The sequence below is a fragment of the bacterium genome (assembly GCA_016124905.1).
GTDB lineage: Bacteria > Pseudomonadota > Alphaproteobacteria > Rickettsiales > RI-342 > RI-342.
Genome location: WGMV01000011.1, coordinates 78,735 through 105,676 on the forward strand (window position 1 = coordinate 78,735; position 26,942 = coordinate 105,676).

The window sequence follows — 26,942 nt, forward strand, 5'->3', positions numbered from 1 at the left end:
TTACGCGGCTTTCTTACGCTTGTTCTTGCCCGACGCATATTCCGCCGCCGCCTTCACATAGGCTGCAAACAACGGGTGCGGAGCAAACGGACGGGATTTGAATTCTGGGTGGAACTGCACACCCACAAACCAGGGATGGTTCTTATATTCCACCATCTCCGGCAGCCTGCCATCCGGCGAAAGACCGGAAAACACCATGCCCTTGCTTTCCAGACGGTCGCGATAGCCGATATTCACCTCATAACGGTGGCGATGGCGCTCGCTGATATGGTCCTGCGCATAGGCATCATGCGCGCGGGTGCCTTTGACCACTTCGCACGCATAAGCGCCCAGACGCATGGTGCCGCCAAGGTCGCCGCCTTTTTTGCGCTTCTGCGCCTGTCCGTCCTGCTGCCATTCGGTCATCAGGCCAACCACCGGCTCGCTCGTCTCGCCGAATTCGCTGGAGGATGCCTCTTTCAGCCCAAGCAGGTTGCGCGCCGCCTCGATCACCGCCACCTGCATACCGAAGCAGATGCCGAGATAGGGAATATTATTCTCACGCGCATATTGCGCCGCGGCGATCTTGCCTTCCACGCCGCCTTCGCCAAAACCGCCCGGCACCAGGATGGCATCCATCTGCGACAGCTTCACGTCGCTGTCCTCACCCGTGAAGGCCCGGGCATTCACCCAATGCACCTTCACCTTGAGCCGGTGCGCCATGCCCGCGTGGCCAAGCGCCTCAGTTAGGGATTTATACGCATCTGCAAGCGTCGTGTATTTGCCGACGATGGCCACATTCACCTCACCCGCCGGGTTATGGTGACGTTCGCAGATATCTTCCCAGCGCTTGAGGTCGATCGCCATGTTGGTAGGAATGCCGAAATATTCCAGCACCTGACGATCCAGCCCTTCTTTATGATAGGCCTGCGGTGCGTCATAGATGCTCGGCAGGTCGATGGCCTGAATCACCCGATGCTCAGGCAGATTACAGAAAAGCGCAATCTTCTGGCGCTGCGAAACGGGAATCGGCAGTTCCGCGCGGCACAGCAGGATGTCAGGCTGAATACCAATGGAGCGCAGTTCTTTCACCGAATGCTGCGTCGGCTTGGTCTTCAGCTCACCGGCCGCGGCAATGTAAGGCACCAGCGTCAGGTGCATGAAACACACCTTGTCGCGCCCCATCTCATAGCCAAGCTGGCGGATCGCCTCGAAATAGGGCAACCCTTCGATATCGCCGACCGTCCCGCCGATCTCGCACAGCACGAAATCCTCTTTTTCCGTATCGCGCAGGATGAATTCCTTGATCAGGTCCGTCACATGCGGGATCACCTGCACCGTTCCGCCCAGGTAATCCCCGCGGCGTTCCTTGGTCAGCAGTTCGGAATAGATCTTGCCCGTCGTCACATTGTCGGACTTCTTGGCATCCACGCCGGTAAAACGCTCATAATGGCCCAGGTCCAGGTCCGTCTCCGCGCCGTCATCGGTCACGAACACCTCGCCATGCTGCGTCGGGCTCATCGTGCCGGGGTCGACGTTCAGGTAAGGGTCCAGCTTGCGCAGACGCACCTTGAAACCACGCGCCTGAAGCAATGCGCCAAGGGATGCGGATGCTAGCCCCTTGCCTAAGGATGAAACCACGCCGCCCGTAATGAAAATGAACCGTGCCATAGATGCCGTCGCTTTCCTACTCTGCCAACGGCACGCTGGAAGCGGGAGCCGCCTTACCTTTATCCGCTTCAGAAGCAGGCTTATCCTGGGCTGCGGGCGCTTCTGCCTTCGCCGCGGGCTTCTGAACATCGGCGGCAGGCGCTTCGGCAGGCTTCGCATCGGCTGCCGGTTTGTTTTCATTGGCGGGAATCATGGCCGGGGCCGCAGCATCCGCGGGCGCTTCCTGACGAAGCTGGTCGGCAATGGAACTGCCGCCGCCGTGATGCACCACCATGGTGAGCACCAGGCTGTTGATGAAAAACAGCCCCGCGATGACGGCCGTGGCGCGTGTCAGCAAATTCGCCTTGGCGCGGCCGCTCAGGAAGTTACCGCCACCGCCGCTCAGGCCGAAACCGTCGCTGTCGCTGCGCTGGATCAGCACCAGCCCGACAATGGCGAGCGCCAACAAAGCTTGAACCACCAACAAGAATGTATGCATGGGTAAATCCTAACGAATCATCATGAAATGGGCGACGGAACAGGGACCGCCGCTTCCGAACTTATCTGAGCAATAGCCTGAAACGACGCCGCCTGCAAGCTGGCACCGCCAATTAAAAAACCGTCCACATGCTCCACCCCGGCAAGGCCCAACGCATTGTCAGGCTTGACGGAACCGCCATAAAGCACGGCCACATCCAGACCAGCACTTTTTGCATAAGCCGCTATCCTGCCATGCATATCCGCCACATCCTCAAGGGTCGGGATCAACCCGGTACCGATGGCCCACACGGGCTCATAGGCAATCACGAAGCTTTTTGCCGGTCTGGCGGCCGCCAATGCCTCAAGCGATGCCTTAACCACCTCCCAGGCCCTTCCATCTTCCCGCTGGGCGCGGCTTTCACCCACGCAAACAATGGGATTCAACCCGGCCTGCATGGCGGCCTGCATCTTCTGCGCCACCACCGCATCCGTCTCACCGTGATATTGCCGACGCTCCGAATGGCCGACGATCACATAGCCTGCACCCAGTTCGCGCAGCATGGCGGCCGCCACATCACCCGTATAGGCGCCTTCGGGCTTCTCATGGCAATCCTGCCCGCCAAGGCGAATATCCGTATGCGCCAGCTTGCTGCGCAATTCAGCCAACCAGATGGAAGGTGGGCATACCACGCGGGTGACGGCAGGCATGTAGGGAGGGGTGGCCCTGGCGAATTCCGCGATCATCGCGGCGCTTCCGTACATTTTCCAATTGGCGACAATCAGCATGGAACCGGCCCGGCGTTAAAACAAGCGGCGCTTGTAGCACACGGTCCCGCATCTGGCCAGAATCCTTTTGGCTCTGCAATTTTCCATTGAAGCAGGCATCCCCCGCGCTACTATGCAGCCGCTAAAACCAACATGTGTTTATTCGCATTAAGGATTCCCCATGCTCAATTTCATGCGCGATGCCTCCCAGTCCTTTGTTGTTAAGCTGTTGCTGATTGTCCTCATCGGCAGCTTCGCCTTCTGGGGCATTGGCGATGTGTTCAAGGGCGGCATGGGCAGCGTGGCGTCGGTGGGTAAGGCACGCATGAGCCAGGGCGAGTTTCAAATGGCCCTGAACGACGAGATGCGCCGCTTCCAGCAGATGTTCCCCGGTCAGAAAACCCCGGACAATCTGCAACCCATGATGGCGCAGAACATCATCGGCCGCTTTGTGCAGCAAAACCTCATCTCGCAGGAAGCAGAGCGCCTGGGCATCGCCGTGACCGATCAGCAGGTGGTGGAAAACATTCAAAAGGACGAAGCCTTTCAGGAAAACGGCAAATACAGCCCGCAAAAATACGTCGCCGCGCTGAACAACGTGAACCTGAGCGAAGCCAAATACCTCTCTATGCTGAAGCAGGAAATGCTCTCCCGCATGTTCATCGGCAACATGACCGGCACCCCCATCCCGCTGCCACAGCACGGCATGTATTATCAGCAGTTTCTGAACACCAAACACGAACTTGCCGTCATCACCATTCCCCATGGTGTGGCCAGCACCGTGGCGGACCCCACGGCCGAGCAGCTTAAGGCCTTCTACGATAAGAACAAGGAAGGCTTCGCCACCGGCGAATACCGCGCCTTTGATGTCAGCTTCATCACCCACGATGCCGTGAAATCCGCCCCCGATGTGGATGAAAAAGCCATCGCCCATTATTATGACGAGCACAAGGACCTGTTCCAGGACGACAATGGCAAGCTGGAGCCGCTGGATGCCGTGCGCGGCCGTATTCGTGAAGAACTGGGCGACCTCAAAAATGACGACACGCTGCGCGCCATCGCCAACAAGTTCGACGACGGCTTCGGCGGCGGCGCCAAACTTGCCGAACAAGCCAAAAAACTGGGCTTCAAGCTGGATCACGTAGCCGCCGTCAATGCCGATGGCAAAACGCCCGAAGGCAAGGATGCCGACGTTCCGGCCAAACTCAAGCCCGTGCTCGGCAAGGTGATGAGCGTGGACCCGTCACAGGGCGGTTTCATTGTCGCTCTGGATGACGGCAGCTATGCCGCCATCGAGGTCACCAACAAGGTGGCAAGCAAAATCCCGCCGATGGACGAGATCAAGGACAAGCTGGTGACGGCGTGGAAAACCTCCCGCGCCGCCGAAGTCGCACAGGAGAAAGCCGCGAAAATCGCCAAGGAATGGGCCAGTGAAAACGGCATCGGCAACATCGCCGCCAAATACGACCTCACCACCCCACAGGTCATCGCCATCACCCGCAAGGAACCGGATAAATCCGTGCCGCAATCCGTCCAGGGCCAGGCCGTGGAGCTGAAAACCGGCGGCGTTACCCAGCCTCAGCCCACGCCCAAAGGCGACTGGGTGGTTGCCAAGCTGCTGAAGCAGACTGTGCCGCAGAACATTCCGCAGGGGGAAATCCAGAACGCAGGCAACCAGATGCTGCCGACGCTCTATCAGGATGTGCTGGCCTATTACGAAAAAAGCCTCCGTCAGCATCACAATGTCACCATCAACCTGCCGGAGATGGCCAAACCGCAGCAGGATGAAGCCGGTCAGGATAGCTGATGCATATCCAGCCGGACCATTATAGCTTCAGCCAGACCTACGATGCGGGCAAACCCCAGGTCATCTGGGCGGAACTGCACGCGGACACAGAAACCCCGGTCAGCGCCGCGCTGAAATTGCTTCCGAAGGACGGCTACGGCTTCCTGCTTGAATCCGTCCATGGCGGCGAAACCCGTGGGCGTTACTCCCTGCTCGGCATGGACCCCGACCTGCTCTGGCGTTGCAACGGCAAACTGGCCGAACATGCCGTGCTGGAAGCGAACAAAGCCCCCGACTGGGTAAAGTCCGACCGCACCGCGCTGGAAGACCTTCGCCATTTCCTCAACGAATCCCGCCTGGAAACCACCCCCGGCCTGCCCCCATTGCCCACCGCCATGGTCGGCTATCTGGGCTATGAAATGACCGGCCTGGCGGAAAAAATGCCTGAGCCAAAAGACGGTGAGGACATCCCTGATGCCCTGCTCATGCGCCCGCAATCCATGCTGGTGTTCGATGCCGTCAAAGGCACCATGGTGCTGGGCCGCGTGGTGCGCCCCAGCAAGAATGTGCTGGCCGAGCAGGCCTATGTGGATGCCAAACAACGGCTGGAAGCCATGGCCGAGCTGCTCTCCACTCCCCTGCCCGCCACCCGCCCTCGCGCCGTCAAGCCGACACCGAAAGCGAGTGATTCCTTCACCTCCAACATCAGCCGCGCCGGGTTTTACCATATGGTCGAACGCGCCAAGGAATATATCCGCGCGGGCGACATCTTCCAGGTGGTGCTGAGCCAGCGCTTCACCGCGCCTTTCAAGCAATCCCCCTTCGCCTTCTACCGGGCGCTTCGCCACCTCAACCCCTCGCCCTTCCTGTTCCTGCTGAACATGGGCGGCTTCCAGCTGGTCGGCTCCAGCCCCGAAATTCTTGTTCGCCTGCGCGATGGCAAGGTCACCGTCCGCCCCATCGCTGGCACCCGGCCCCGCGGCAAAACCACGGAAGAGGATAACCGCCTGGCCGAGGAACTTTTGGCCGATGAGAAAGAATGCGCCGAACACCGCATGCTGCTGGACCTCGGCCGCAACGATGCCGGAAAAGTCTCCAAAGGCGGCACCGTGCAGGTGACCCAGCGCATGATCATCGAGCGCTACTCCCACGTCATGCACGTGGTCTCCAACGTGGAAGGCGACATCCGCCCGGAATGCGATGCGCTGGACGCCCTGCTGGCAGGCTTCCCCGCAGGCACCGTCAGCGGCGCCCCCAAAATCCGCGCCATGGAAATCATCCACGAGCTGGAACCGCAAAAACGCGGCTTCTACGCCGGTGGTGTCGGCTATTTCGCCGCCGACGGCAGCATGGACAGCTGCATCACGCTGCGCACCGCCCTCATCAAAGACGGAAAAATCCACGTCCAGGCAGGCGGCGGCATCGTGGCCGACAGCACGCCAGACGGCGAATACCAGGAAAGCTACAACAAAGCCAAAGCCCTCATGGTCGCCGCCGAATCCGCCGCGGAATTCAGCTAACTACTTTTATCCATTTAAAGAAACAGCCGTGAGCGCGCCGCATACGGCGCTGTCTCATTGCGAACACCGTGAGCAGGAAACAAAACAAAAGTCACAGCCGTGAGCGCGCCGCGTACGGCGCTGTTTCATTGCGAACTCCGTGAGCAGGAAACAAAACAAAAGTCACAGCCGTGAGCGCGCCGCATACGGCGCTGTCTCATTGCGAACACCGTGAGCAGGAAACAAAACAAAAGTCACAGCCGTGAGCGCACCGCGTACGGCGCTGTTTCATTGCGAACTCCGTGAGCAGGAAACAAAACAAAAGTCGGAGCGCGCTACGCGCGACGGGGCGCGCCTTATTGGCGCGTGATGCCATGCTTCGCATGGCCACTCAAAGGAGCATTAACAGCGAAACTAAAGTTTCGCTGTTAATGCGGGATTGTTCGTCACAAACGCATGGAACGTCACGCGCTTCAGGTAATTCACCACCACGAATGCGCTCACGCCGAAGGACAGCACGCTGGCGAGGAAGAAGCCCACGCCGTAATAAGTGAAGCCCATATGCATGGAGATGATCGTCAGCAGCGTGTTGGCAATCGCGAACAGCAGCTGCAACATCACCACCGTCTTACGGTCGTCGAAATAGCTGAGCACGATCATCAGGAACACCGACAGGATCATGAAGAAGGTACCGAGCGTACCCACGCGGAAGATACCAATCACCATGTAATCCAGGTTCAGCCATTCGAATATCTTCGGCGCCATCACGAAGCAGAGGAAGCAGATGCTGCCCTGAAGCACGATGAACCCGCGCGTGTTGTTGAACACGTGAGCTTTCACCTGCTCCTGGTTTTGCTTGATACGCGCCAGGTTGGCATGCTGCAGCATATCGCGGAAATAGCGCAGATACTTTTTGAAGAAGCTGGTCTCCACGCTGAACACGAACAGCGCCAACGACGGCAGAATGGTGAAGTAAGCAAGGAACATGCCCACGTCATAGGCCTGGTGATAGATCATCCCGCTCGGGTGCACACCGCGATCCGGAGCAAACCACATGATCCATTTATCGATCCAGATGCCGTAATTGTAGAGGAAACCGCTCGCGGCCAGCTCCCAGTAACGGCGGAAATATGGCGTGAAGGCGAACAGCTCATTGTTCGGCGCGCCATATTGCATGAACACCAGTGCGGTGAGCGGAAACACGATCACCGTCAGACCGATGGTGAAAGACGCCACCATGCCCGCCACGCCATATGTATGGCCGAGCCAGGGCATCAGCAGCACGGCCAGCGCCATGCCCACGAAATACCAGAAGCTGATGGACCAGTAATCCTTCAGCGAGGCGATGAACACGCACACCACCCACATGCTGGAAACCAGCATGTAATTGATGATGGCCAGGATGCGCACCGGCGTCTCAAAATCCCAGTAAAACCCATAGAAAAAGATCACAATGGGTAGCTGGATGGCATAGGCAAGCAACAACGCCCCGATCATGGAGCCCGATAGCGTGTCGAGGTTCTTGTCGTGAATACAATCCGCCAGATACCGCGTCACCGTCATGTAGATCGGCCCGGTAAACAGCACCGAGAAGGCGAAATTGTAAATGATGATGAGACGGAACGTCTCCACACCCGGCAGGTAATCGAAATCGGAGCTGAGGTAATAGGCGCCATACAGGGCGAATACCGTCATCAGCCACGGACCGGCGGAAGCGATGGCCGCATGGGTATAGGCCTGCGCCACACCCATAAGGTCATCCTTGCGGGTCAGTTTACGGAGTACGAAGCCAATACCAGCCATGTTACGCCACTTTCCTGATAGTCGGTTTGCTTACCAGATCGCTGTAGAGCTTTTTGTAAGCCTCGATCTGCATATCCTTGCGGTAATAGGTCTGCACGCGGCGGCGGATGGCCTTGCTCGCTTCATTGTAGCGGTCGGCATCCGTCAGCAGGCTGATGATGGCCTGCGCCGTCTCCTGGGAGGAAGCCAGACCCGTCACGGCGCCACCGGCGCCTAATGCGGGGTCTTCGTCTTCCGTGCCCATCACCAGCTCGCGGCAGGCGCCCACATCCGTCACCACGGAGGGGATACCGGCTGCGCCGGCTTCCAGCAGCACCAGCGGCTGGGCTTCGGAAATGCTGGTCATGACCATCAGGTCGACCATCGGGAGGTATTTTTCCACTTCCACCTTGCCGGTGAAGGTGATGTTGCCTTCCAGCATAAGGTGGGCGACGAGCTGTTTGCACTCCTCGAAATATTCGGGGTCCTCGTCCGTCGGGCCGAGGATATAGGCATCCAGGTTCGGGATATGCTGCTTCACCACCGCGCAGGCGCGGATGAAGGTCTTCACGTCCTTAATCGGCACCACACGGCCGATGAAGGCCACGGTGGGGCGTTCCGCCGGGCTGTGGCCCAGGCTGCTGTAACGCTGGAAATCGATCCCGTTCGGGATGACCTGAAGCTTGCGCGGGTCCGCGCCGCCTTCGATCTGCGCGCGCTGATTCCCTTGGAACAGCGTCACGATCGGATCGGCCGCCTCATAGCAGATGTTCGCATAGCTCATGAAAGCATCCATCCACATCTGGCGCAGGTCCTTGATGGGGCGGTCCATACCCAGGTGAATCGGGGATTCATCGCCGATCCAGTCGGCCATGTTGATCTCGATGCGGCGTTCGTTGGTATAAATACCATGCTCGGTCAGCGCGCAGCGGCCGCCCGTTTCATGGGCCAGACGCGCGGCCATGATGCCGGCGAAACCCGTGGACAGCGCATGATACACCTTGGCCTTCGGCGCATCGGCCAGAAGCAGCGAGAACAACCCACCCATCAGCGAGCGCCAGGACCAGAAAAAGTCCAGGAAGGAGCTCTCCGCATGGTGCTCTTCGTAAATCTCGGTCATCATTTCCCAGCTTGCCTCGGAATCGAGCAATACATGAGAGCCAATGCCCGGATAAGCGCGGATAAGGTCGATCATCGCACGCAGATTGTCCATATGGCCCTGGCCGGTGAACATGGCGTCCACATGCGGCTTCATGCGGGCGAACAGGTCGGTCGGCACTTTTTCGGCGCCTTTTGGCAGCACCTGAAGGCGCACATCCACGATATCCACCACGTTTTTCGGCAGCACGTATTTACGTGCCAGCTCGTCATCCTTCGGCTGGATGCAAAGCAGCGAGAATTTCGTATCCGGCAGGCTCAGGATCAGGTCATGCACCCAGGCGGAAACACCGCCCACCACATACGGGTAGGTACCTTCCAGAATCAGACAGACATCGGACTGAGGGCGCGAGCTCATGCGACCTTCTCCTTACGGTTATCAATGATGATGGCAGCCCAGCTGCGCACCGTTTCCTTCACCACCATCGGCAGCGTGTCGATCGCCTCGATCGAGGCCACATGGCGGCGGGCGAGTTCACCCAGCGCCTTGAAGCGGCCTTTGCGGAAATAGCTTTCCATCAGCCACAGCACCAGCGCGGGGTTGTAGGTGCCGCGTTGCATGGCGGATTCCAGCCACTCGATGGCCTTGTCATCCTGCCCGCTGCGGGCATAAAGGCGGCCAACGGCCAGCACGGCGCCCGCATCATTGGGTTCGCGCTCCAGGTAGCGTTGGTAATGTTTCAGGGCTTCCTTGCGGCTTTCCGCCTCGGAATCCACCGAGGTCAGACCCGCATAGGCATGTTCGTCATGCAATTGTGCCAGCGCATAATGCAGGCGCGGGTCATTCGGGTGGGTTTTCTCGATATCCTTAAGGAACATCAGGCGCTGCATGAAGCGATTTTCGATACTCGCCATGGCGGTGGCGGCCTGAATGCGCACGGAGTTGTTCTCATCCTTCAGCGCAAGCTTCAGCGCGGGCATGAAGGACGGCTGAAAATGGCGGCCGAGAATGCCGAGCATGTCCTGTTTCTGGCGCACGGTGCCGAGTTGGAGAATCTCACGGAACGGCACCACCGTATATTCCGGCAGCGCGTCCTGCTGGTAGCGCTCCAGGTAATCGGCCAGCTTCTCGCCTTCCGTCACCAGGTCTTCCGGGAACATGTAGGCAAACCACTCATTGAACGTGCGCGGACGCATCACGGTGCGGATCAGCGAGGCCATCACCATGCCCGCGGCACCGAACGGTCCCATCACGCCAATCACCATCGCCAGCAGAATTGGCCCCTGGGACAGACGGCCCAGTGCCACGCCGCCGCGCGCCATGAAGGCGGCCACGGCCGTCACCGCAATATGCAGCAGTAGCACGAACAGCAACGGGAACGTACCCTTTACGGCCCAGACAAAAAGGATGAACTCGACCACGAAGGCGATGACGGACAGCAGCAGGGTGCTGATGCCGGGGCCACCTTCGGGCACGATCATGATGGTGTCATCATCATCCTGCTTGGTGAAAAACTGTTCGTGACGCTTCGTCATGGGGATATTCTCTTTTATGCGTTAAGCGACCTGGCGGGGAGCATGGCGGTAAAGGCTGCGCACCTCATGGGCGAAGCGCGGCTTGGAGCCTTTGCGGCCGGTGGCTTTTTTGCCAAGGGCTTTCTGGATTTTGTCCACCACTACATGCGCATTCTGCGCCGGGGTATAGGGCAGCAGCACCGCATAGTTCCAGTGATTGTCGTTATATTCAAACGCCTGGTCCACCGCGCGGAGGTTGGAGCGAACGGCCTCGCCCAGGGCAACAGCGGCCTGCTGCTGGCCTTCGCGGTCCAGTTCATCCACGTTTTCCACACGCACCAGCACCATGCTCACGTCAAAACCGGCACGTTTGCCAAGGGCGGAAAGGAAATCGCTCTGGCGGCGCAGGAAGGACTGCGACAGCAGCTGGAGCGACGGGTTGATGAGGCTTTCCTTCTTCGCATCCTGATAACGGCGTGCGTTGGTGTAGGTCGCGCCCACCCATTCGCACAGCATACGGAAGGTTTCCACCGTGGTCAGGTTGATATCAAGGAAGTGGCATTTCTCCACTTTCAGCATGCCGATCACCTCACCGGTGTCCTTGTTCAGAACCGGCCCGGCGATCAGGCCTTCATGGCCCAGAATGTCGCGCTGGTCATCATTGATGACGGTCAGGAATTCGCGCTTGGAAACAACGGCTTCAAACAGCGGGTTCGTGTTGTTGATTACCGGCTGATAAAGGTCGTCATCTTCCCAGTTCTGGGAGATCACCACTTCCAGCTTGTTATTGTTCAGCAGATACAGCGAGAATTTCTCGGCATGCATCAATGCCTGCACGAACTCGCCCACCGCCATCACCACATCGCGCGGCTCGAGCTTTTCCAGCTTGTTGGCGGCGGTATAAAGCGACAGACCGCTCTTCATCTGGGAAGCCATCTGCACTTCGAGGTTGTTCTTCACCTTCTCAAGCTGGCGGAAGGACTGGCTGATGAATTCCTCGCGCTCTTTGGCTTTCTCGTAGAATTCACGCAGCAGGTCGCGCTCGCGGATCTGGCGCAGGCGCAATTCACCCAGCAGCAGCGCGCTGACGAACCAGAGGATCGGCAACTTGGTCATGGCCAGCAAAAAGTCGTAATCCGTCATGTCCAGCGTCTTGGCCGGCAGGTTGCCGATCAGGAAGGCAAGCGTTGCAATCGTGGCGGCCAGCAAACCCTCGCTGCTGCCATATTGCGTGGCGATCATCACCACGATGATGAAGAACGGGTGCGGGTTCACATCGGCGAATCGGTTGCCATGCCAGAAAAAGTCGATGATCAGCGCGAGCACGAAGAAGATCGCGATCTCAATCACCGCCGAGGTACGGAAGCCGAATATGCGCGGCAGATCCTTCTGGGGCAGTTCTTCCTCCGCCTGGTTGGACTGGAAGTGAACCTTGCGGTTCGCCCCAAAATCCGCGGGGAAGACCGAGCTGGACTGCGCGGAACCCGGTTTGTTGGAAAAGCTGTTGCTCATGATCGTCTTCCTTAGGTTTTCGTCTGAAATAAGGGTTAGAAACGTTTGGTGATGTAGGCGCCGACGCGATCGACACGGTCACCGGTCGCATTGGAGCTGAGGGTGCTGCTGCCGCGAAGCGTGGCGAGCCATTCATCGGTCAGCAGATAATTGAGCTCGCCCCCGGCGAACGGCCCGTGGCCGCCCAGTCGGTCATAGGCATAACCGCCATAGGCTTCCCACCAGAAATTCTCGTGGCTGATATCGTCGCGCACGTTCAGGGCGAGGGAGTGAATCTCACGGCTGAAGATCGGCAGCGGACGGAAGCGCGCGCCACCACGGTTGTAGAACTCGGAATCGTCAAACAGGTATTCCCCGTCGAAACCGTAAACCACGCGAAGCTCGGGCTTGGTGAACTGCGGCAGGCGATACCCCACCAGCGCGTTCACGCCCATACCGTCGGCCACTTCGTCGTCGCCGCTATCCACGGTATAACGCACATAGTTGGTGCCTACGCCGCCGAACCAGTTTTCGCCATAGCGCATATCCTGATACACGCCGTAACGGTCGCGGTTGGCTTCGCTCACGATACCCTGGCCGAGGATCCAGAACGGCTTGTTATACTCGCCGAAGAATCGCAGGGCGCCGAGGAAACCGGGCACGCTGTAAGCACCTTCCACACCGGCGCCGCTGTTGCTGCCGATAACGCCGAGCTCGCCCACATTCCCGTTATCGAAAATGTGATGGTAGTAAAGCTCCGCCATCCAGGCATTGTCATCCACATTGCTGACCGTGCCGTCGAGATTATAGGCATTGTCCATCTTGTAGAAGAAATGGTCGTAGACGAAACCGATCTTGTCGTAATTTTTCAGCAGCTTGTGGCCTTTCACCGTCGTCATGATACCTTCTTCGGCATCCTGCGTCTGGCGCCATTCCGCACCGGCGGTCAGCTGCGTGCGCTGGCGGTCGTAAATCCGCTTGCGAACGCGGGCAAGGTCCTTGTTCTCCGGCGCAACGGCGGTGGCGTCATCCAGGCTGCGCAACGCCTGCTGCTGGAAGCCCATGTAGTTGTAGATGCTTGCCTGGCCGATTTTCGGATAGGGACTGTCGGGATATTCCGCTTCCAGCGCCTTGTATTTGGCAAGCGCCTGCTGGGTCTGGCCGCGGCCCACCATCAGCTCGGCGCGCAGCAGTTCGATGCGCAGCTTCTGGGAACCGATGGCGCTGCCACCTTGCTCATAATCATCGCCGAGCAGTTGCACCGGCTCCTGCCCATCGGGCAGCGGCGCCAGGCTGTTGATGAGCCTTTCGGCTTCATTGTATTTCTGCTGCTTGATCAGCACTTCCGCATAGTCACCCGCAACTTCGTAATCATCGGGGTTCTGGCTGTTGAGCCACTTGTAAATCTCAAGCGCTTCGCCTTCGCGGCCCAGCAGGTAACGGGCCTTGGCTTCCGCCAGCCAGATGTTGCGGTCTTTTTCCTGGGCATTTTCGATCAGCTCCAGCGTGCGCACAAGATGCTTTTTGGCATTCTCATGCTCTTCGCTGCGCAGATAGATGATGCCGAGGCGCAGATGCACCAGGTAATCCGGGTCGATGTAATCGCCCTCGCCTGCTTTATCCGACGTCTCTTTCAGGTAACGGTTGTAATAGCTTTTGGCTGCGTCGAAATCGCCTTCAAAGAAGGAGATATTGCCGAGCTCCTTCAGCATATACGGCGCAAACGCATCCGTATTCAGCACGCGCTCGAAACCCTCGCGCGCCAGCTTCATCAGGCCTGCGCTGTTGGCGGCATTGGCATAGAACGCCACGCGCTCGGGGTTTTTCTCGCGTTCCATCGCCTGACGGAGGATCGGCTCCAGCACGGCTTTGTTTTTCTGGTTCTGCAGCGCGGTGATGTACATATCCACCGTCTCTTCGCTTTCGCGGGTCAGGTCACGCCCTTGCATCACGTCGGCCACCAGGTCGTTGCGGCGAACGCTCACCAGGTGCTTCAGCCAGCCGGCGCGGGCTTTGCCTTCGCTGCCATTGGCATTGGCCAGCAGCCAGTTCACGCCTTCCGCCGGGGGTTGCTGGCCCCAAAGAAACACAGTCTGCTGCACGTCCTTATTGTTCGGCTGGTTTTTCGGGGCTTTCTGCGCCAGTTTAAAGAAGAGCCTGGAAGCCTCGGTCTTCTCGCCCGCATCGGAAAGCTTATAAGCCAGCACGCGCATTTCGGCATCGTTGGTCGTTTTGGCGGCACGGGCTTTCCACAGCGGCACCAGGTCTTTCTTGATGCCACGCTTCTTCAGCGCGTCTTCATAGGCAAACAGCCAGTTGCCGCCCTGGTTCACAGCCAGGGATTCGAGATATGGCAGCGCCTTGGACGCATCGCCATGCTTGATGAGCAAACCGATATAGCCGTTCTTGTCGTTCTGGCTCACGCTCGGGCTTTTGAGGGCGAATTCCGTGAAGGCCACCACATCCTTGGTCTGCTTGGCCTTCAGCGCGTAGTTCACATAAAGCGGGCCGTATTTGGCCGGGTTTTTGTAAGCCAGCTGTTTCACCATCGGCAGGGCCACGTTGTAAGCGCCCATTTCCAGCAGGTTGTTCATGGCAACCTCGCGGTCATCCTGGTCCAGCTTGGGGTCGTTGTAACGGGCGATAAGCAGCTGGATATATTTCTCACGCGCAGCGGCATAGCCGGGGGATTTCGGTCCCGCGCGCACCACTTTCTGGAGTGCGGCGAAATAGATATCGTTTTTCGCCAGCTGCTCGGAATTATACTTGCCTTCCAGCAGCGCGATCGTCTTGCCCGCCTCACCTGCACGCAGATAGGCCTGCATCAGGTTGGTCAGGCCAATTTCATCCTGCGGGTAAGCCGCATGGTAACGCTCGGCCACGGCCACCATGAAATGCGGCTGGTTGGCGGCGGAGGAAACATAATACAGATCAAGCAGAATGCGGTTGCTGGTCGCGGTCGGCTCCTTGTCGAGGAAGGCGAACACTTCCTTCTCGCGGCCATTGGCGGCGGAAAGCAACAGCCAGCCGACATTCACCGGCGTGGTCACCTTGTTCAGCTCCATGCGCTTGTTGCGCACATTCTCGGCAAACGTGAGGCCCTCTTTCTGAGCGCCGGCCAGAATATAGGCATTGGCCACGCGCGGCATCAGCGGGTCCACCGCTTCGTTATTCACATCAAGGCTGCGCAGCACGGCCACGGCGCGGTCATTCATGCCAACGCGTGCCAGAAACACGGCAAAATGCGCGCGCTCGAAATATTCCATCTTGTCGGTATTGATACCGGCTGCGACTTTTTGCGCGCCTGCACGGTCGCCGGAGGCAGCCAGCAGGCCCATATGGATCACCTGGTTGCGGGCAAGATATTCATTGCTGAGCTTTTTGCGCAGGAAAGTGCGAAGCAGCTGGTGACGCTCGTTGAAGCTCAGATCCACCATGTTCAGCACGAGCGGCTTGTTCAGCTGCTCCACATCGATTTTCTCGGCCAGCTCCATCACCATGTCTTCATCGCCGAATGCAACGGCGAGTTCGAGATAGGTCGGAAGCAATTGCTGCGGCAACGTACCTTTGCGGTAGAAATCGCCCAGAATCTTATAGGCTTCGGCATTATGCGCAATGGCGCGGTGCAGGTTGATATAGGCAACCAGCAAATCCGGATATTGGTCAAACTGGTCCATGTGCGGCTTCAGCATTGCAATGGCTTCTTCCGTATGGCCGAGCGTCGAGATGGCCGCGGCATAATAAGCCAGGGTCGACGGATCTTTCGTCTTGGCAGCCCAATCCTGGGCCAGCTTCACCGCTTCATCCACCTGGTTATTGTCCACCAGCAGGCTGAAGAGAAGCTGCGTCTGGTCACGGCCCATGGATTGCGGGTAACGGCTCTTGTAAAGCTTCATATAGGCCAGCGCGTCGGACTTCTGGTCCATCGACGCCAGCAGTTGCACCAGCGTCAGCAGTTGCGGCTCGGCTTCCTTGCCGCCGTCGGCGAGTTTGGAAAGCACGTCGATCTGCTGCTGGTAGCTGGCATTGTAATTATAAATACGCGACAATTCGGCCAGGTAGGTTTTCTGGCTGTCCATTTTGGAGAGCTGCTCGAGGTTGCGCAGGTAATCTTCCGGGCGCTGGGCATATTGGTAATATTGCCCCAGGCGGATGCGCGCATCCACGCTGTTAGGATTTTCCTTAACGTAGGCTTCCATCACCTCAATGGCTTTGTTCACTTCGCCGTTCTGCAGGTAAAGCTGCGCCAGCGTGCCCACCGTGGTGGTGTCCAGACCGCGCGTCTTGGCGATCTGCTCGAACCCTTTTTTCGCAGTGTCGTAATCCTTGTCCTTCATGTGCATCAGGGCGAGTTCCTTTTCCTGCGGAAGAAGAAAGAACACGAGCCCTAAACCGGCCAGACAGATGAGTAGGATGATGATGTACTGCTTCATAAGGCCTTAGTAAGTTATGGTAACTTTTACAGCTTGGTTCGTTGGAGCTTGCAGTGAGAAAGTAAAAAATCCGTTGTCCATTAAAGGATTAAGGACCTTTCCTCCCTCGCTACTTACGGTAGCTTTGCCATTTTTTGGCAGTCGCCAGCGCATTGTTCCGAGTCCGAATCCTTGGGCATAAAACACTAGCTCTGTTTCAGAATTATGAATTCCCCACACTTTCCAACGAGAGTTAATTAAATAAGGTAAATGTGCATACGCATATTCACCATATAAATCAAGCTTTGTTAACTTTATGACCGGTTCTTCCACCGCCGCATCCAGATAAATATAGAGCGAACCTTGCAGATAACTGTGCCCCACCACACCTCGGGAATGCTGATAATCTACAGTTTTACCACCTGCCCTGTCGAACCGGATAGTTTGGAGGTCACCGCGCTCTTTTATCAACCATTGGTCTAGACCGTCGGGAATAATCTGGGTGGTATAAAACCCGTTGGCGATTCTGGAATAATTGGTGGCCGTCACGGGATGGATAAGACTGCGGCGTGCAAAATTAAGGTTTTCCTTTACCGCGTTCAGGCTGGCCAGCTTCTGGCCGGAGAACATATGGTAATAGATATTGAACGGCTTCACCCGCACCGGCATCTCGGTATTCATCACCGTGCGGTACAGGTATTTATAGCCGTAATAGCGCCCCGACCAGTCCCCCGTATAGGTGATCTCGTTACTGCTGGATGAGTAGATCTGTCGCTCCCCTCCCACCAAACGGCCGATCGGCGCAACCCATACGTAGGAAGGAAATTCCGGGTCAAACCGTGTATCCCCGCCATTCAGGTTCAAAAGTCCCTGGTTGCGCGCCTTGCGAATGGCGGCCTCAAACGGGCGCGTGTTACCGCTCCACTGCACCAGGCCGATTTGCTTGCCCTTGGGCACGAACTGCTGAATGTAAAAGGCTGCGCCGCACATTTCCTGGTCGAGGTTAAAGGGCATATTGGCATAAGCGCGCGGAATGTAATAACGCCCGGGAATGGACTTGGCCCCCGGCACGTCGGTCAGCTCGCTCTGCGCCTTGTTATCGATCTCGCATTGCATGTTCACATTGTGGTCGTCATGGTCATTGCCGATGGAGGTCACCTGCTTGAACAGCTTGCTGGCAAAATTATCCGCCCAGTGGCCGGAGCTGTAATTCTTGAAATACTGCCGCTCGATATTGGGGTCGTATTTGGCGAAGAAGTCCCAATAGAACGGGTGGCTGTAGGTATGCGAGGCAGGCTCCACGTTAGGCTGGGCATAGATCTCCCGCGCTACTTCCTGGCTTTCCCGTTTTCCCACCCATGCCGGGTCCAGGTCGGCCGCGATGGCCGCCACCGTCACCGGCAGGTCATTGTATTTTTTGATAATTTCCTCAAGCACCACCCGCGCGGCATACGCATGCCTGTCCTTGTAGGCGGGCACGTCGCTCAGGTTATTCCAGCCGTCGCCGTCAATATGGTGGTAGAAAATCCGCCGCCCTGCCTGGGTGGTAGTATCGGGCTTGGGCAATTCATCCGTGTGGTAGGCGCGGCGGAAAAACTCAAACGGGTTCACATACCACTGGCGGAATGCCTTCACCTCGTCCTCGTCCTTGGTCTGCTCCAGTTCTGAGAATACTTCATACCCTTCCGCCACATAGCTGAAGCGGTCATTCTGCATCACCAGCGTGCTTCGCTTGTCGGTGGCTTCTTTGCTGTCCACGGCCAGGTAGACCTGGCTATCGGCCTCGGTCACATCCACCCCCTGATAGGATTTGATGACTGGCGGCAATTGACGCTCAAAGCCGAATACCCGCCGGTCCTCATGCACCACTTTCACGTCGTAGGTCACGGTCACCCAGCGGTCGCGCACATTGATACCGAGCTTGTTAAGCAGCGCATTGATACGCGGAAGCGTCGGCTTATTGCCCTTCCTGTCTTCGAACAGAAAGGAATGGCCAAAACTGACGATGGGAATCCCCTTATCCGCCGCCGCCTCGATCCATTTCAGATAGGCCTCGGCATCCGGCACGCGGGAGGCCGGGTCGAACCATAAAAACACCCCCCTCACCCCGTCGATCGTGTTTAAATCCGGCAGCCCATGCTCAATATCGAAATATTTGACGATCAGGCCGAGGTGGTTCATCGGCATTTCCGCCATGCGGTGGGTATAGGTCTCCGCCAGGTCGGGGTTGGCGGTACTCGTGTAAAGCGTCACAATCGTGCGTGGCAGCGGCTTGCCGGGCGGCAGCTCCATGGCCTTGGCATGCACCGGCGTTACCGGAGCCGCCGTTTTCACCACGGCTTTCTGTTTGGCATGCTTGGCTGCTTCCGCCACGGGCGAAAGCGCGGCATTCAACATGATAAACGCGCAGAAAATGATCAGCAGCCGCTTTATCATGGCTTACCCTCCGCTTTCACGGGCACGGCCTGCTGCGCCACGGGGGTTTCCGGTGGTTCCGGTATAATGCGGTTAAGCTCAACCGTGGCGACATACGGATGGAACCCCTGTGCCCGGTGCGCCGCATAAATTTCGCGGATACCCGCCGGTTGAGCGGGGTCCCAGTAATCCAGCGTGAATATCTTCAGGTGTGGATAACGCGCCTGCACGGCCTTCAAGTAACTCACCCGCTGTTGATATTCCGCCGCGGGCACCTTGCTGTAGGTCTTGGTCTTGAAATCATAGGTCGTGTAGAGGCTCTCACCCAGCACGCCGTTAATATCGCCCGCCACTTCAGGCAACACATCAAAACCCCGGTTCATCAAAATGAATATCTGCGGATAATGCAGCCTGATCGTGTGGATCAGCCGCACGGCCGCTTCTTTCATGCCCTTGTATTTCGCAGGCTCCCTCTGTTCCAGGTAGCTGGCATTATCCATCGTATCGATGAAAATGCCGTTCACACCGCGAAACAGCACCTCGGGAATAATCTCCTCCACCACCAGACGCGGCCAGTCGGCATTACGCATATCCACCAGGCGGCTTTCGGGCCAGTTGGCGTTCGGCGCAAGCAGCATGCCTGCCTTTTCAGCATCGGCAAAATACCAGCGGGTTTCATGCACCTCGCCCAGGCTTACATAACCAAGCACGGTCTTGTTATTATTCACGTAATCGCGCACCGGCAGGTTGCGCACCGTTTCCAGCACAATCATCTGATAGGGATTGAACGCGGTGGAAAGCGCCTTCTGTCCGTAATACACCACCCATTTCACCGGTTTGGGCGGTGCGGGCGCATTGGCCGTGCTGCCGCCTATCGCCCCAAGCAGCAAAAGGGCGGCCAGCACGCCCGAAACGCCTTTTAACAATTTTCCTGCCCGATAAGGCATAGATTTCTCTCCATGCCGCAGAATTACGCCGAAAGCATGAAGAAAACTTGAAATCTGTCTTTATATAGGCTTAACGGCAGCGCCTTTCTATCCCGGCTGCCCAACAAAAAAGGGCGCCCGGAGGCGCCCTTTCGTACCCATAGTGGGAAGCTTAGACGAACACGAAGTCGTTGAGCGTCCAGACATGGTCGTTGCCGGTAACGGTATGAGCGCCGTCGGCATCCGTGTAGGAAACGGAACCATGCGAGGTGATGGCTTCGTATTTGCCGGCATGGTCGTTCCAGAAGTAAACCGTGGAAGTGCCCAGGCCTTTGATATCGGCGGCTGCATAGCCATCCAGGTAGATTTTTTCGTGGTTCGTGGTGAAATCGCTGATGAGATCCACACCATCGCCTTTGGCGAAGTTGAAGATATCGTCGCCAGCGCCGCCGGAGACCACATCGCCGATGACGATGGTGTTTTTGCTGGCGCAACCGCAGGAAGCAACCGTGAAGCTGCCGTCGTCGGTACCGCCGACCAGCGTGTCGCAGTCGGAACCGCCATTGAGCGTGTCGTTGTTTTCGTTACCTTCGATCCAGTCGTTGCCGGTATCACCATAAATGATGTCCTTGCCGGTACCGCCGAAGAGATTGTCATTATCCTCGTTGCCGTGGATAAAGTCATTGCCTTCGTCACCCGTGATGAGGTCGGTGCCGCAATTACCATACAGGCGGTCGTTTTCCGTGCCGCCGTAAATGGTATCGTCGCCGTTGCCGCCATAAATGGTGTCGTCGCCGGCGCAGCCGTTCAGCAGGTCGTTGCCGTCTTCACCAAGGATATAGTCATTGCCTTGGTTGCCATGGGCTTCGTCATTGCCGATGCCGCCATAGATCTTGTCGTCACCGTCGCCGCCCTGCATGAAGTCATTGCCATCCTGGCCATACAGCGTGTCGTTGCCGGCTTCACCGGAGAGGGAGTCATTATCGGCGCCGCCTTCCACCCAGTCATTATCAGCACCGGCCCATACGGTATCGTTACCGGCATTGCCGAAAATCGTATCGTTGCCAGCGCCGCCTTCAACATAATCATGGCCAGCATCAGCGGAGATCTTATCCGCGCCATCGCCACCATAGATATTATCGTTGCCGTTACCGCCCCAGATGGTGTCGTTGCCACTGAAGCCATCGATCGTGTCGTTGCCGTCACCGCCGACGAGGGCATCGTTGCCATTGCCACCGTTCAGGTAATCATGGCCCGCGTCACCGAAAATGGTGTCGTTTTCGGAACCGCCATAAATGGTGTCATCGCCATTGCCGCCATACAATGTATCGCTGCCGCTTTCACCTTCAATATAATCGTTACCGTCTTCACCCCAGACCTTGTCATTGTCTTTACCGGCGAACACCCAGTCATTGTCGGCGCCAGCCATGATGGTGTCGTTGCCGTCATCACCGGTGATAAGGTCGGAACCAGAGCCGCCGCTGACGGAGTCACCGTCGCCACCGGCATAAATCGTGTCATTGCCGCAACCGCCGATCAGCGTGTCGCAACCGAAGAAGCTGCCGTTGATATAGTCATTGCCATTGCCGGCATCGATGTAGTCATCGCCTTCGTTGCCATCCAGCCAGTCGTTGCCGTCGCCGCCATAGATGGTGTCGCGGCCGTCGCCACCGTGGATGGTGTCGTTACCGATGTCACCGGCGAAGTAATCATTGCCGGCATTGCCCCACATCAGGTCGTTGCCTGCGCCGCCCAGCACGATGGCTGCTTTGGCGGAGTTGACGTAGAACACGTCATTGCCCGCGCCGCCGTCCATGTAGTTGTTCTTGCCGTTCATCAAGCCGGACAGGGAATCGTTACCGGCGGTCCCGCCAATAAGATTATAGGGTGCGCCTGCGCCGAATACGGCGTTGATCAGGGCTTGGTTAACGGTAACAGGCATGGCGATTCCTCTTCTATATTAAAAAAGTGTTAATTCCTATAACGGAACAATCTCCGGCAGGCAATGGTTTTTTGTGTGAAACTTTTATGTAGGTTCCGCGGAACACCCGGATTTGGTAAATTCCGGCGCATAAGAAAGTCATTCGTTTTTGCCGTTTTTTAACAAATTCCCCTCCTCAGGCGATGCCCCGCTTGACAAGTTGGCCGACTTGTGGTGATAAAGCCTCCCTCAATTCTATAAGTTTACGTATCTGCCTCGGGGAATTACCATGGCCAAGAAGAACACCATCAACCTCAAGCTTACCAGCACGGCTGGCACGGGCTTTTTCTACGTGAAAAAGAAAAACCCGCGCAAACTGACGGAAAAGCTCTCCTTCCGCAAATATGACCCCGTGATCCGCAAGCACGTGGAATTCAAGGAAGAAAAACTGAAGTCATAGTAGGCTTCGGTGTCGCCCGGCCCATCCAGCACGCCCGCTTCCGTTCGCCTCGGCACACGTGGCAGCGCGCTTGCATTGACTCAGGCGAACATGGTCAAGGCTCGGCTGGAATCACACTGGCCGGGCCTTTCTGTTCAGCTGGTCATCATCAAAACCAGTGGCGATGCCAACACAAAAACCCCGCTTTATGCCATCGGCGGCAAGGCCCTCTTCGTCAAGGAGCTGGAAGAAGCGCTGGCGGATGGCCGCATCGACCTGGCCGTCCATTCCTGCAAGGATGTGCCCGCCTTTATCCCCCCTGGTATGGAAATCACCTGCACCCTCCCGCGTGAGGATGCCCGCGACGCCTTCATTTCCCATAAACACGCCTCCCTCGGGGAATTGCCGCAGGGTGCCACAATTGGCAGCTCTTCTCCGCGAAGGGCCGCGCAATTGCTGTATCTACGCCCGGATTTGCAAATCGTCCCTTTGCGCGGCAATGTGGACACCCGCCTCAGGAAACTGGAGGAAGAAGGGCTGGACGCCATCATTCTGGCCATGGCGGGCCTTAAGCGCCTCGGCCTGGCCGATAGGGTGACCGAGGCCGTGGACAAGCAAACCATGCTTCCCTGCGGCGGCCAGGGCGCCATTGCCATCGAGATTCGCGCATCCGACGACGCCACACGCCGGTTGCTAGGGCCTCTTCACGATGTCGAAACAGGCCTGGCCATCGAAGCGGAACGCGCCTTCCTTGCCGCCATGAACGGCAGTTGCACCACCCCGCTTGGGGTTTTTGCCACGCGGCTGGCATCCAATGAGCTGGTGCTGGAAGGCCTCCTGGCCGCCCCTAGCGGCGCCTGGCTTGTGCGCCGCAGGCAGGTTGCACCCATCGCACAGGGCAAAGCCCTTGGCAAAGCGCTGGCGGATGCTATCTTGCACGATGCCTTCACCCAACACGGCTACATTCCGGAGCAAGTCGCATGAAAAAAATTCGTAAGGCTGTCTTTCCCGTGGGCGGGCTGGGCACGCGCTTTTTACCCGCCACCAAAACGCTGGCCAAGGAAATGCTGCCCGTGGTGGATAAACCCCTGGTGCAATATGCCTTTGAGGAAGCGCGCGACGCTGGCATCGAGCAGTTCATTTTCATCATGGGCCGCAACAAGAACGCTATCAGCAATCATTTCGACAATGCCTACGAACTCCAGACCATTCTGGGTGAGAAAAACAAGCGTCAGGAGCTGGAACAGACCATCGGCTGGCTGCCGGAAGCGGGCAACCTTATCTTCACCCGCCAGCAGCAGCCGCTCGGCCTCGGCCATGCCGTCTGGTGCGCCCGCCATCTGATTGGCGATGAGCCATTCGCCGTGCTTTTGGCCGACGACATGGTGCTGGCCCCGCAGAAACCCTGCCTGAAACAGATGGTGGAAGCCTATGCCGGGCTCAAGGGCGATGGCAACCTAGTGGCTGTTCAGAACGTCTCCCGCGAGCATACCAGCCGCTACGGCATTCTGGCCACGAAAGATGAAAAGCCCCAGCTCGTCAGCGCATATGACATGGTGGAGAAACCAAAACCCGATAACGCCCCCTCCACCCTGGCGGTGATCGGCCGTTATATCCTTCAACCAGATATTTTTGATTACCTGGATAAGCATGAAAAAGGCGCCGGTGGCGAAATCCAGCTGACGGATGCCATCCGCGCCATGCTGCCCGGCAGCCCGCTTTTCGGCTTCCGCTTCGACGGCATCCGCTACGATTGCGGCAGCAAGGAAGGCTTTCTGGAAGCCAACATCGCCTATGCGCTGGAGCGCCCCGACCTGCGTGACGCCATGCAGGATATCCTCCGGAAATACGCCCTGGCACAGGCTGCCTGACAATGGAGATGACCATAGACTGGCTGCATCACCTGACGGACCCCACCGCCCTGGTAGGCCTGTTGACGCTGATTGTGCTGGAAGTGGTGCTCGGCATCGACAATCTGGTCTTCGTCGCCATTCTGGCGGACAAACTCCCCCCTAATCAGCGCGATAAGGGCCGCATCACCGGCCTCGCCCTGGCGCTGGTGATGCGCATCCTTCTGCTGGCCAGCATGTCATGGCTGGTCACCCTCACCGAACCGTTCTTCACCTACAAGGAATTCAGCTTCTCCGCGCGGGATCTCATCATGCTGCTCGGCGGCGGTTTCCTGCTCTTTAAAGCCACCATGGAACTGCACGACCGGCTGGAGGGCGAGCAGTCCGACCATCACGGCAGCGGCGGCCAGCGCGTCTACGCCAGTTTTTCGGCCATCATCCTCCAGATCGTCATCCTCGATGCCGTTTTCTCCATCGATTCGGTCATCACCGCCATCGGCATGGTCAACCAGCTGCCGCTGATGATCATGGCCGTGATTATCGCCGTCGGCATCATGATGCTGGCCAGCAAACCGCTCACCCGGTTCGTCAACAGCCACCCCACGGTGGTGATCCTTTGCCTCGGCTTCCTGCTGATGATCGGCTTCAGTCTCGTGGCGGACGGTTTCGGCTTCCACATTCCCAAGGGCTATCTCTACGCCGCCATCGGCTTTTCCATCCTCATCGAGATGTTGAACCAGGTGGCCCGCTTCAATCGCCGCCGCTTCTTCGCCGGTGAGCGCCCATTGCGTGACCGCACGGCCGATGCCGTGCTCCGCATCCTGGGTGGCCGGGTGGAACCCGCTGTCGTGGGCGACACCATCGCCGACATGGTGCACGAGGATGCCGAACAGCCGCTGTTCGACGCCACCGAGCGCAGCATGATCCATGGCGTGCTGAAACTGGGCGAACGCTCCGTCCGCAGCCTCATGACGCCCCGGCACGAGGTCGCCTGGGTGGATGTGGCGGAAAACGATACCCTCATTCTCGATGAGATGTGCAAATCCCCCTATTCCCGCCTGATTGCGGTGGAAAATGGCGACATCGACAACCCGCTCGGCATCATCAACAAAAAATACGTGCTCTCCGCCATCGTCGGCGGCAAAAAAGGCAAGGCGCTGAACTGGAAGGAAATCACCCGCGAGGCGCTCTACCTGCCGGAAAACGTCACCGCGCTGGACGCCATCGAGCAGATGCGCAAGCACAAGGCGCACATGGCCCTGGTGGTGGATGAATACGGCACCTTCGAAGGGCTGGTAACTGCCACCGACATTCTGGAAGCCATCGCCGGCGACATGCCCGAGGCCGACAAGCAGGAGGAGCCGCTGGTCATCCCGCAAAAAGACGGCAGCTACCGCGTGGATGGCACCACCGACTTGCCGACCCTGGAAACCGCCACCGGCTTCACCCCCGAAATCGACGGAGATTTCCACACGCTCGCGGGCCTGGTGATGCACCTGCTGGGAGAAATCCCCTCCAGCGGCGCCACGCTGGAACATGCGGGCTACATCATCACCGTGCTGGGCATGGACGGCAGCCGCATCAACGAGCTCAAACTCGCTAAAATGCAGGAAGAATCCTGATTACGGCCTGATTACGGCCTGATTACGGGAGCTCCCCCCAATCACGCCTCCTTAGCAAAGCTTTACATCGCAGCACTCCCTCTCCCGGTGCGTTTTTATGGGCTGTCACCCTATGGTTTATGAAATGCAGGCAAAACCCTTGCCTGCGGCATAAACAACAAGGAGATACCCATGGCCTTCATCACGTCATGTTTCAGCGCCTTCATGGATGGCTGGCGCAGCCATCCCAGTAACCTGCAAAAAACGCCCAGCCGTCTGGTTTCGGCGGAGCGTAAAATGCGCAATCGCTTGAGTGAAAAACAAGTCGACGAAATGGTTGACGAGAGTTTTCCCGCAAGCGATGCGCCCACCACCTATTAAGCATGGGGGGCTGATATGATTTTCGCCCTCTACTATCTGGTGAAATACGCCGGAAAATACGTGATTCTTTATGTGCAACGATCCATAGGAGGCTCCTATGACAAGCTGCATCATCCCCTGCCTGCGTTACAAGGACGCACCCGCCGCGATCGACTGGCTTGAGGCCGCCTTCGGCTTTCAGCGCCATGCCGTGTATGAAGGCGAGGATGGCATGATACTGCATGCCGAGCTTAGCTACAAAAGCGCCGACCACGGACGCGGCATGATCATGCTCGGCTCGGACATGAAACAGGGCGACTACGCCAAATTCACCGCCACGCCTTCACAGGCGGGAGCTAAAAATACCCAGACGGCCTATATCATCGTGCCGGAAGTGGACGCGCATTACGCCCGCGCCAAGGAAGCCGGGGCGGAAATCATCATCGACATCAAGGATGAAAGCTACGGCGGCCGCGGCTATACCTGCCGCGATCCGGAAGGCTATGTCTGGAGCTTCGGCAGCTACGACCCGTGGCGCAATGCCGACACCCAAAGCTCCATCCTCTGATCAGAAATCCTTCCGCAACCGGCTGGCATTCAACTGCGCCGCCCGGTGAATGGGTTTCATGCCCGCGCTGAACGCATCCATCAGGTGGGATGTCATCTCAGCCCATTCTTCCCCATGCAACGTCTTGCCATTGAATGCCTGCCCCATCCATTTCAGCTGGGACTGCTGAAGGCTGGAGGCGGATTGCCAATAGGCCTCCCAAAAGCTTTGCGCCTTTTCCGTCCACATCAGCTGCATCTCGTTCATGTGCCGGGCGGAAGGCACTTCATGTGGGTGCTGCATGCTCTCTGCCATCATGTTGCTGCGGTAAAAAATCACCTCCGCCGCTTGCAGGCCCATATGCTGCATCTGAAGCATCAGCTTGTAATATTGCAGCATCAAGGAGGTCGTGTGGTAATGCGGCAT

At 57.8% G+C, this 26,942-nt stretch carries 20 protein-coding genes; 8 read left to right on the top strand and 12 right to left on the bottom strand.

The features are described 5' to 3' along the window. Genes GC177_04085 through GC177_04095 form a run of 3 tightly spaced genes read right to left on the bottom strand, consistent with a single transcriptional unit; the run spans nucleotide 1 to nucleotide 2,895 of the window. Nucleotides 1–1,650: a CTP synthase gene (locus tag GC177_04085; protein ID MBI1275132.1), complete on the bottom strand. Its 1,650-nt coding sequence runs from the start codon at nucleotides 1,648–1,650 to the stop codon at nucleotides 1–3. 16 nt (nucleotides 1,651–1,666) lie between these two features. Continuing rightward, complete coding sequence (secG, locus tag GC177_04090) at nucleotides 1,667–2,128, bottom strand: preprotein translocase subunit SecG (GenBank protein MBI1275133.1); 462 nt, start codon at nucleotides 2,126–2,128, stop codon at nucleotides 1,667–1,669. 20 nt (nucleotides 2,129–2,148) lie between these two features. Next, entirely contained in the window at nucleotides 2,149–2,895 is a 747-nt protein-coding gene (locus GC177_04095) for a triose-phosphate isomerase (GenBank protein ID MBI1275134.1), read from the bottom strand. Between the two features lie 160 nt (nucleotides 2,896–3,055). Between GC177_04095 and GC177_04100 the strand changes: the two genes are divergently transcribed. Further along, nucleotides 3,056–4,681 carry a hypothetical protein gene (locus GC177_04100; protein MBI1275135.1) on the top strand — a complete coding sequence of 542 codons (1,626 nt, stop codon included), beginning with the start codon at nucleotides 3,056–3,058 and terminating at the stop codon, nucleotides 4,679–4,681. Beyond that, on the top strand, nucleotides 4,681–6,180 hold the full coding sequence (gene trpE / locus GC177_04105) for an anthranilate synthase component I (GenBank protein ID MBI1275136.1): 1,500 nt from the start codon (nucleotides 4,681–4,683) through the stop codon (nucleotides 6,178–6,180). The genes GC177_04100 and trpE overlap by 1 nt, the downstream gene beginning before the upstream one ends. Before the next feature lie 393 nt (nucleotides 6,181–6,573). Here the strand turns inward: trpE and GC177_04110 are convergent, their stop codons facing one another. The 8 genes from GC177_04110 to GC177_04145 form a co-directional block, all read right to left on the bottom strand. Next, nucleotides 6,574–7,962 carry a hypothetical protein gene (locus GC177_04110; GenBank protein ID MBI1275137.1) on the bottom strand — a complete coding sequence of 463 codons (1,389 nt, stop codon included), beginning with the start codon at nucleotides 7,960–7,962 and terminating at the stop codon, nucleotides 6,574–6,576. A gap of 1 nt (nucleotide 7,963) precedes the next feature. After that, on the bottom strand, nucleotides 7,964–9,457 hold the full coding sequence (locus tag GC177_04115; GenBank protein ID MBI1275138.1) for a DUF3492 domain-containing protein: 1,494 nt from the start codon (nucleotides 9,455–9,457) through the stop codon (nucleotides 7,964–7,966). Next, nucleotides 9,454–10,575, bottom strand: a complete 1,122-nt coding sequence (locus tag GC177_04120; protein MBI1275139.1) for a hypothetical protein — start codon at nucleotides 10,573–10,575, stop codon at nucleotides 9,454–9,456. The genes GC177_04115 and GC177_04120 overlap by 4 nt, the downstream gene beginning before the upstream one ends. A 21-nt stretch (nucleotides 10,576–10,596) precedes the next feature. Beyond that, complete coding sequence (locus GC177_04125) at nucleotides 10,597–12,066, bottom strand: hypothetical protein (protein ID MBI1275140.1); 1,470 nt, start codon at nucleotides 12,064–12,066, stop codon at nucleotides 10,597–10,599. A 35-nt stretch (nucleotides 12,067–12,101) separates the two neighbouring features. Beyond that, nucleotides 12,102–16,478 carry a tetratricopeptide repeat protein gene (locus tag GC177_04130; protein ID MBI1275141.1) on the bottom strand — a complete coding sequence of 1,459 codons (4,377 nt, stop codon included), beginning with the start codon at nucleotides 16,476–16,478 and terminating at the stop codon, nucleotides 12,102–12,104. 6 nt (nucleotides 16,479–16,484) lie between these two features. Beyond that, the gene (locus tag GC177_04135; protein ID MBI1275142.1) at nucleotides 16,485–18,893 is read right to left on the bottom strand and encodes a hypothetical protein; all 2,409 of its coding nucleotides are present in this window, start codon (nucleotides 18,891–18,893) and stop codon (nucleotides 16,485–16,487) included. Next, nucleotides 18,890–19,819 (bottom strand): hypothetical protein, encoded by a 930-nt coding sequence (locus GC177_04140; protein ID MBI1275143.1) that lies wholly within the window; start codon nucleotides 19,817–19,819, stop codon nucleotides 18,890–18,892. The genes GC177_04135 and GC177_04140 overlap by 4 nt, the downstream gene beginning before the upstream one ends. 151 nt (nucleotides 19,820–19,970) lie before the next feature. Then, the gene (locus tag GC177_04145; GenBank protein ID MBI1275144.1) at nucleotides 19,971–21,740 is read right to left on the bottom strand and encodes a hypothetical protein; all 1,770 of its coding nucleotides are present in this window, start codon (nucleotides 21,738–21,740) and stop codon (nucleotides 19,971–19,973) included. Between the two features lie 268 nt (nucleotides 21,741–22,008). Here GC177_04145 and rpmG point away from each other — a divergent pair, with 268 nt between their 5' ends. From rpmG to GC177_04175, 6 genes are all read left to right on the top strand, one after another. Then, nucleotides 22,009–22,179, top strand: a complete 171-nt coding sequence (gene rpmG, locus GC177_04150) for a 50S ribosomal protein L33 (GenBank protein ID MBI1275145.1) — start codon at nucleotides 22,009–22,011, stop codon at nucleotides 22,177–22,179. 9 nt (nucleotides 22,180–22,188) lie between these two features. Beyond that, complete coding sequence (hemC, locus tag GC177_04155; protein ID MBI1275146.1) at nucleotides 22,189–23,142, top strand: hydroxymethylbilane synthase; 954 nt, start codon at nucleotides 22,189–22,191, stop codon at nucleotides 23,140–23,142. After that, the gene (gene galU / locus GC177_04160) at nucleotides 23,139–24,029 is read left to right on the top strand and encodes a UTP--glucose-1-phosphate uridylyltransferase GalU (GenBank protein MBI1275147.1); all 891 of its coding nucleotides are present in this window, start codon (nucleotides 23,139–23,141) and stop codon (nucleotides 24,027–24,029) included. The genes hemC and galU overlap by 4 nt, the downstream gene beginning before the upstream one ends. Nucleotides 24,030–24,043: 14 nt before the next feature. Then, on the top strand, nucleotides 24,044–25,630 hold the full coding sequence (locus tag GC177_04165) for a CBS domain-containing protein (protein MBI1275148.1): 1,587 nt from the start codon (nucleotides 24,044–24,046) through the stop codon (nucleotides 25,628–25,630). Between the two features lie 171 nt (nucleotides 25,631–25,801). Beyond that, on the top strand, nucleotides 25,802–25,990 hold the full coding sequence (locus GC177_04170; protein ID MBI1275149.1) for a hypothetical protein: 189 nt from the start codon (nucleotides 25,802–25,804) through the stop codon (nucleotides 25,988–25,990). A gap of 97 nt (nucleotides 25,991–26,087) precedes the next feature. Further along, complete coding sequence (locus GC177_04175) at nucleotides 26,088–26,537, top strand: glyoxalase (GenBank protein MBI1275150.1); 450 nt, start codon at nucleotides 26,088–26,090, stop codon at nucleotides 26,535–26,537. Here the strand turns inward: GC177_04175 and GC177_04180 are convergent, their stop codons facing one another. Then, a complete protein-coding gene (locus GC177_04180) occupies nucleotides 26,538–26,942 on the bottom strand; it encodes a hypothetical protein (protein ID MBI1275151.1) in 405 nt (134 codons plus the stop codon).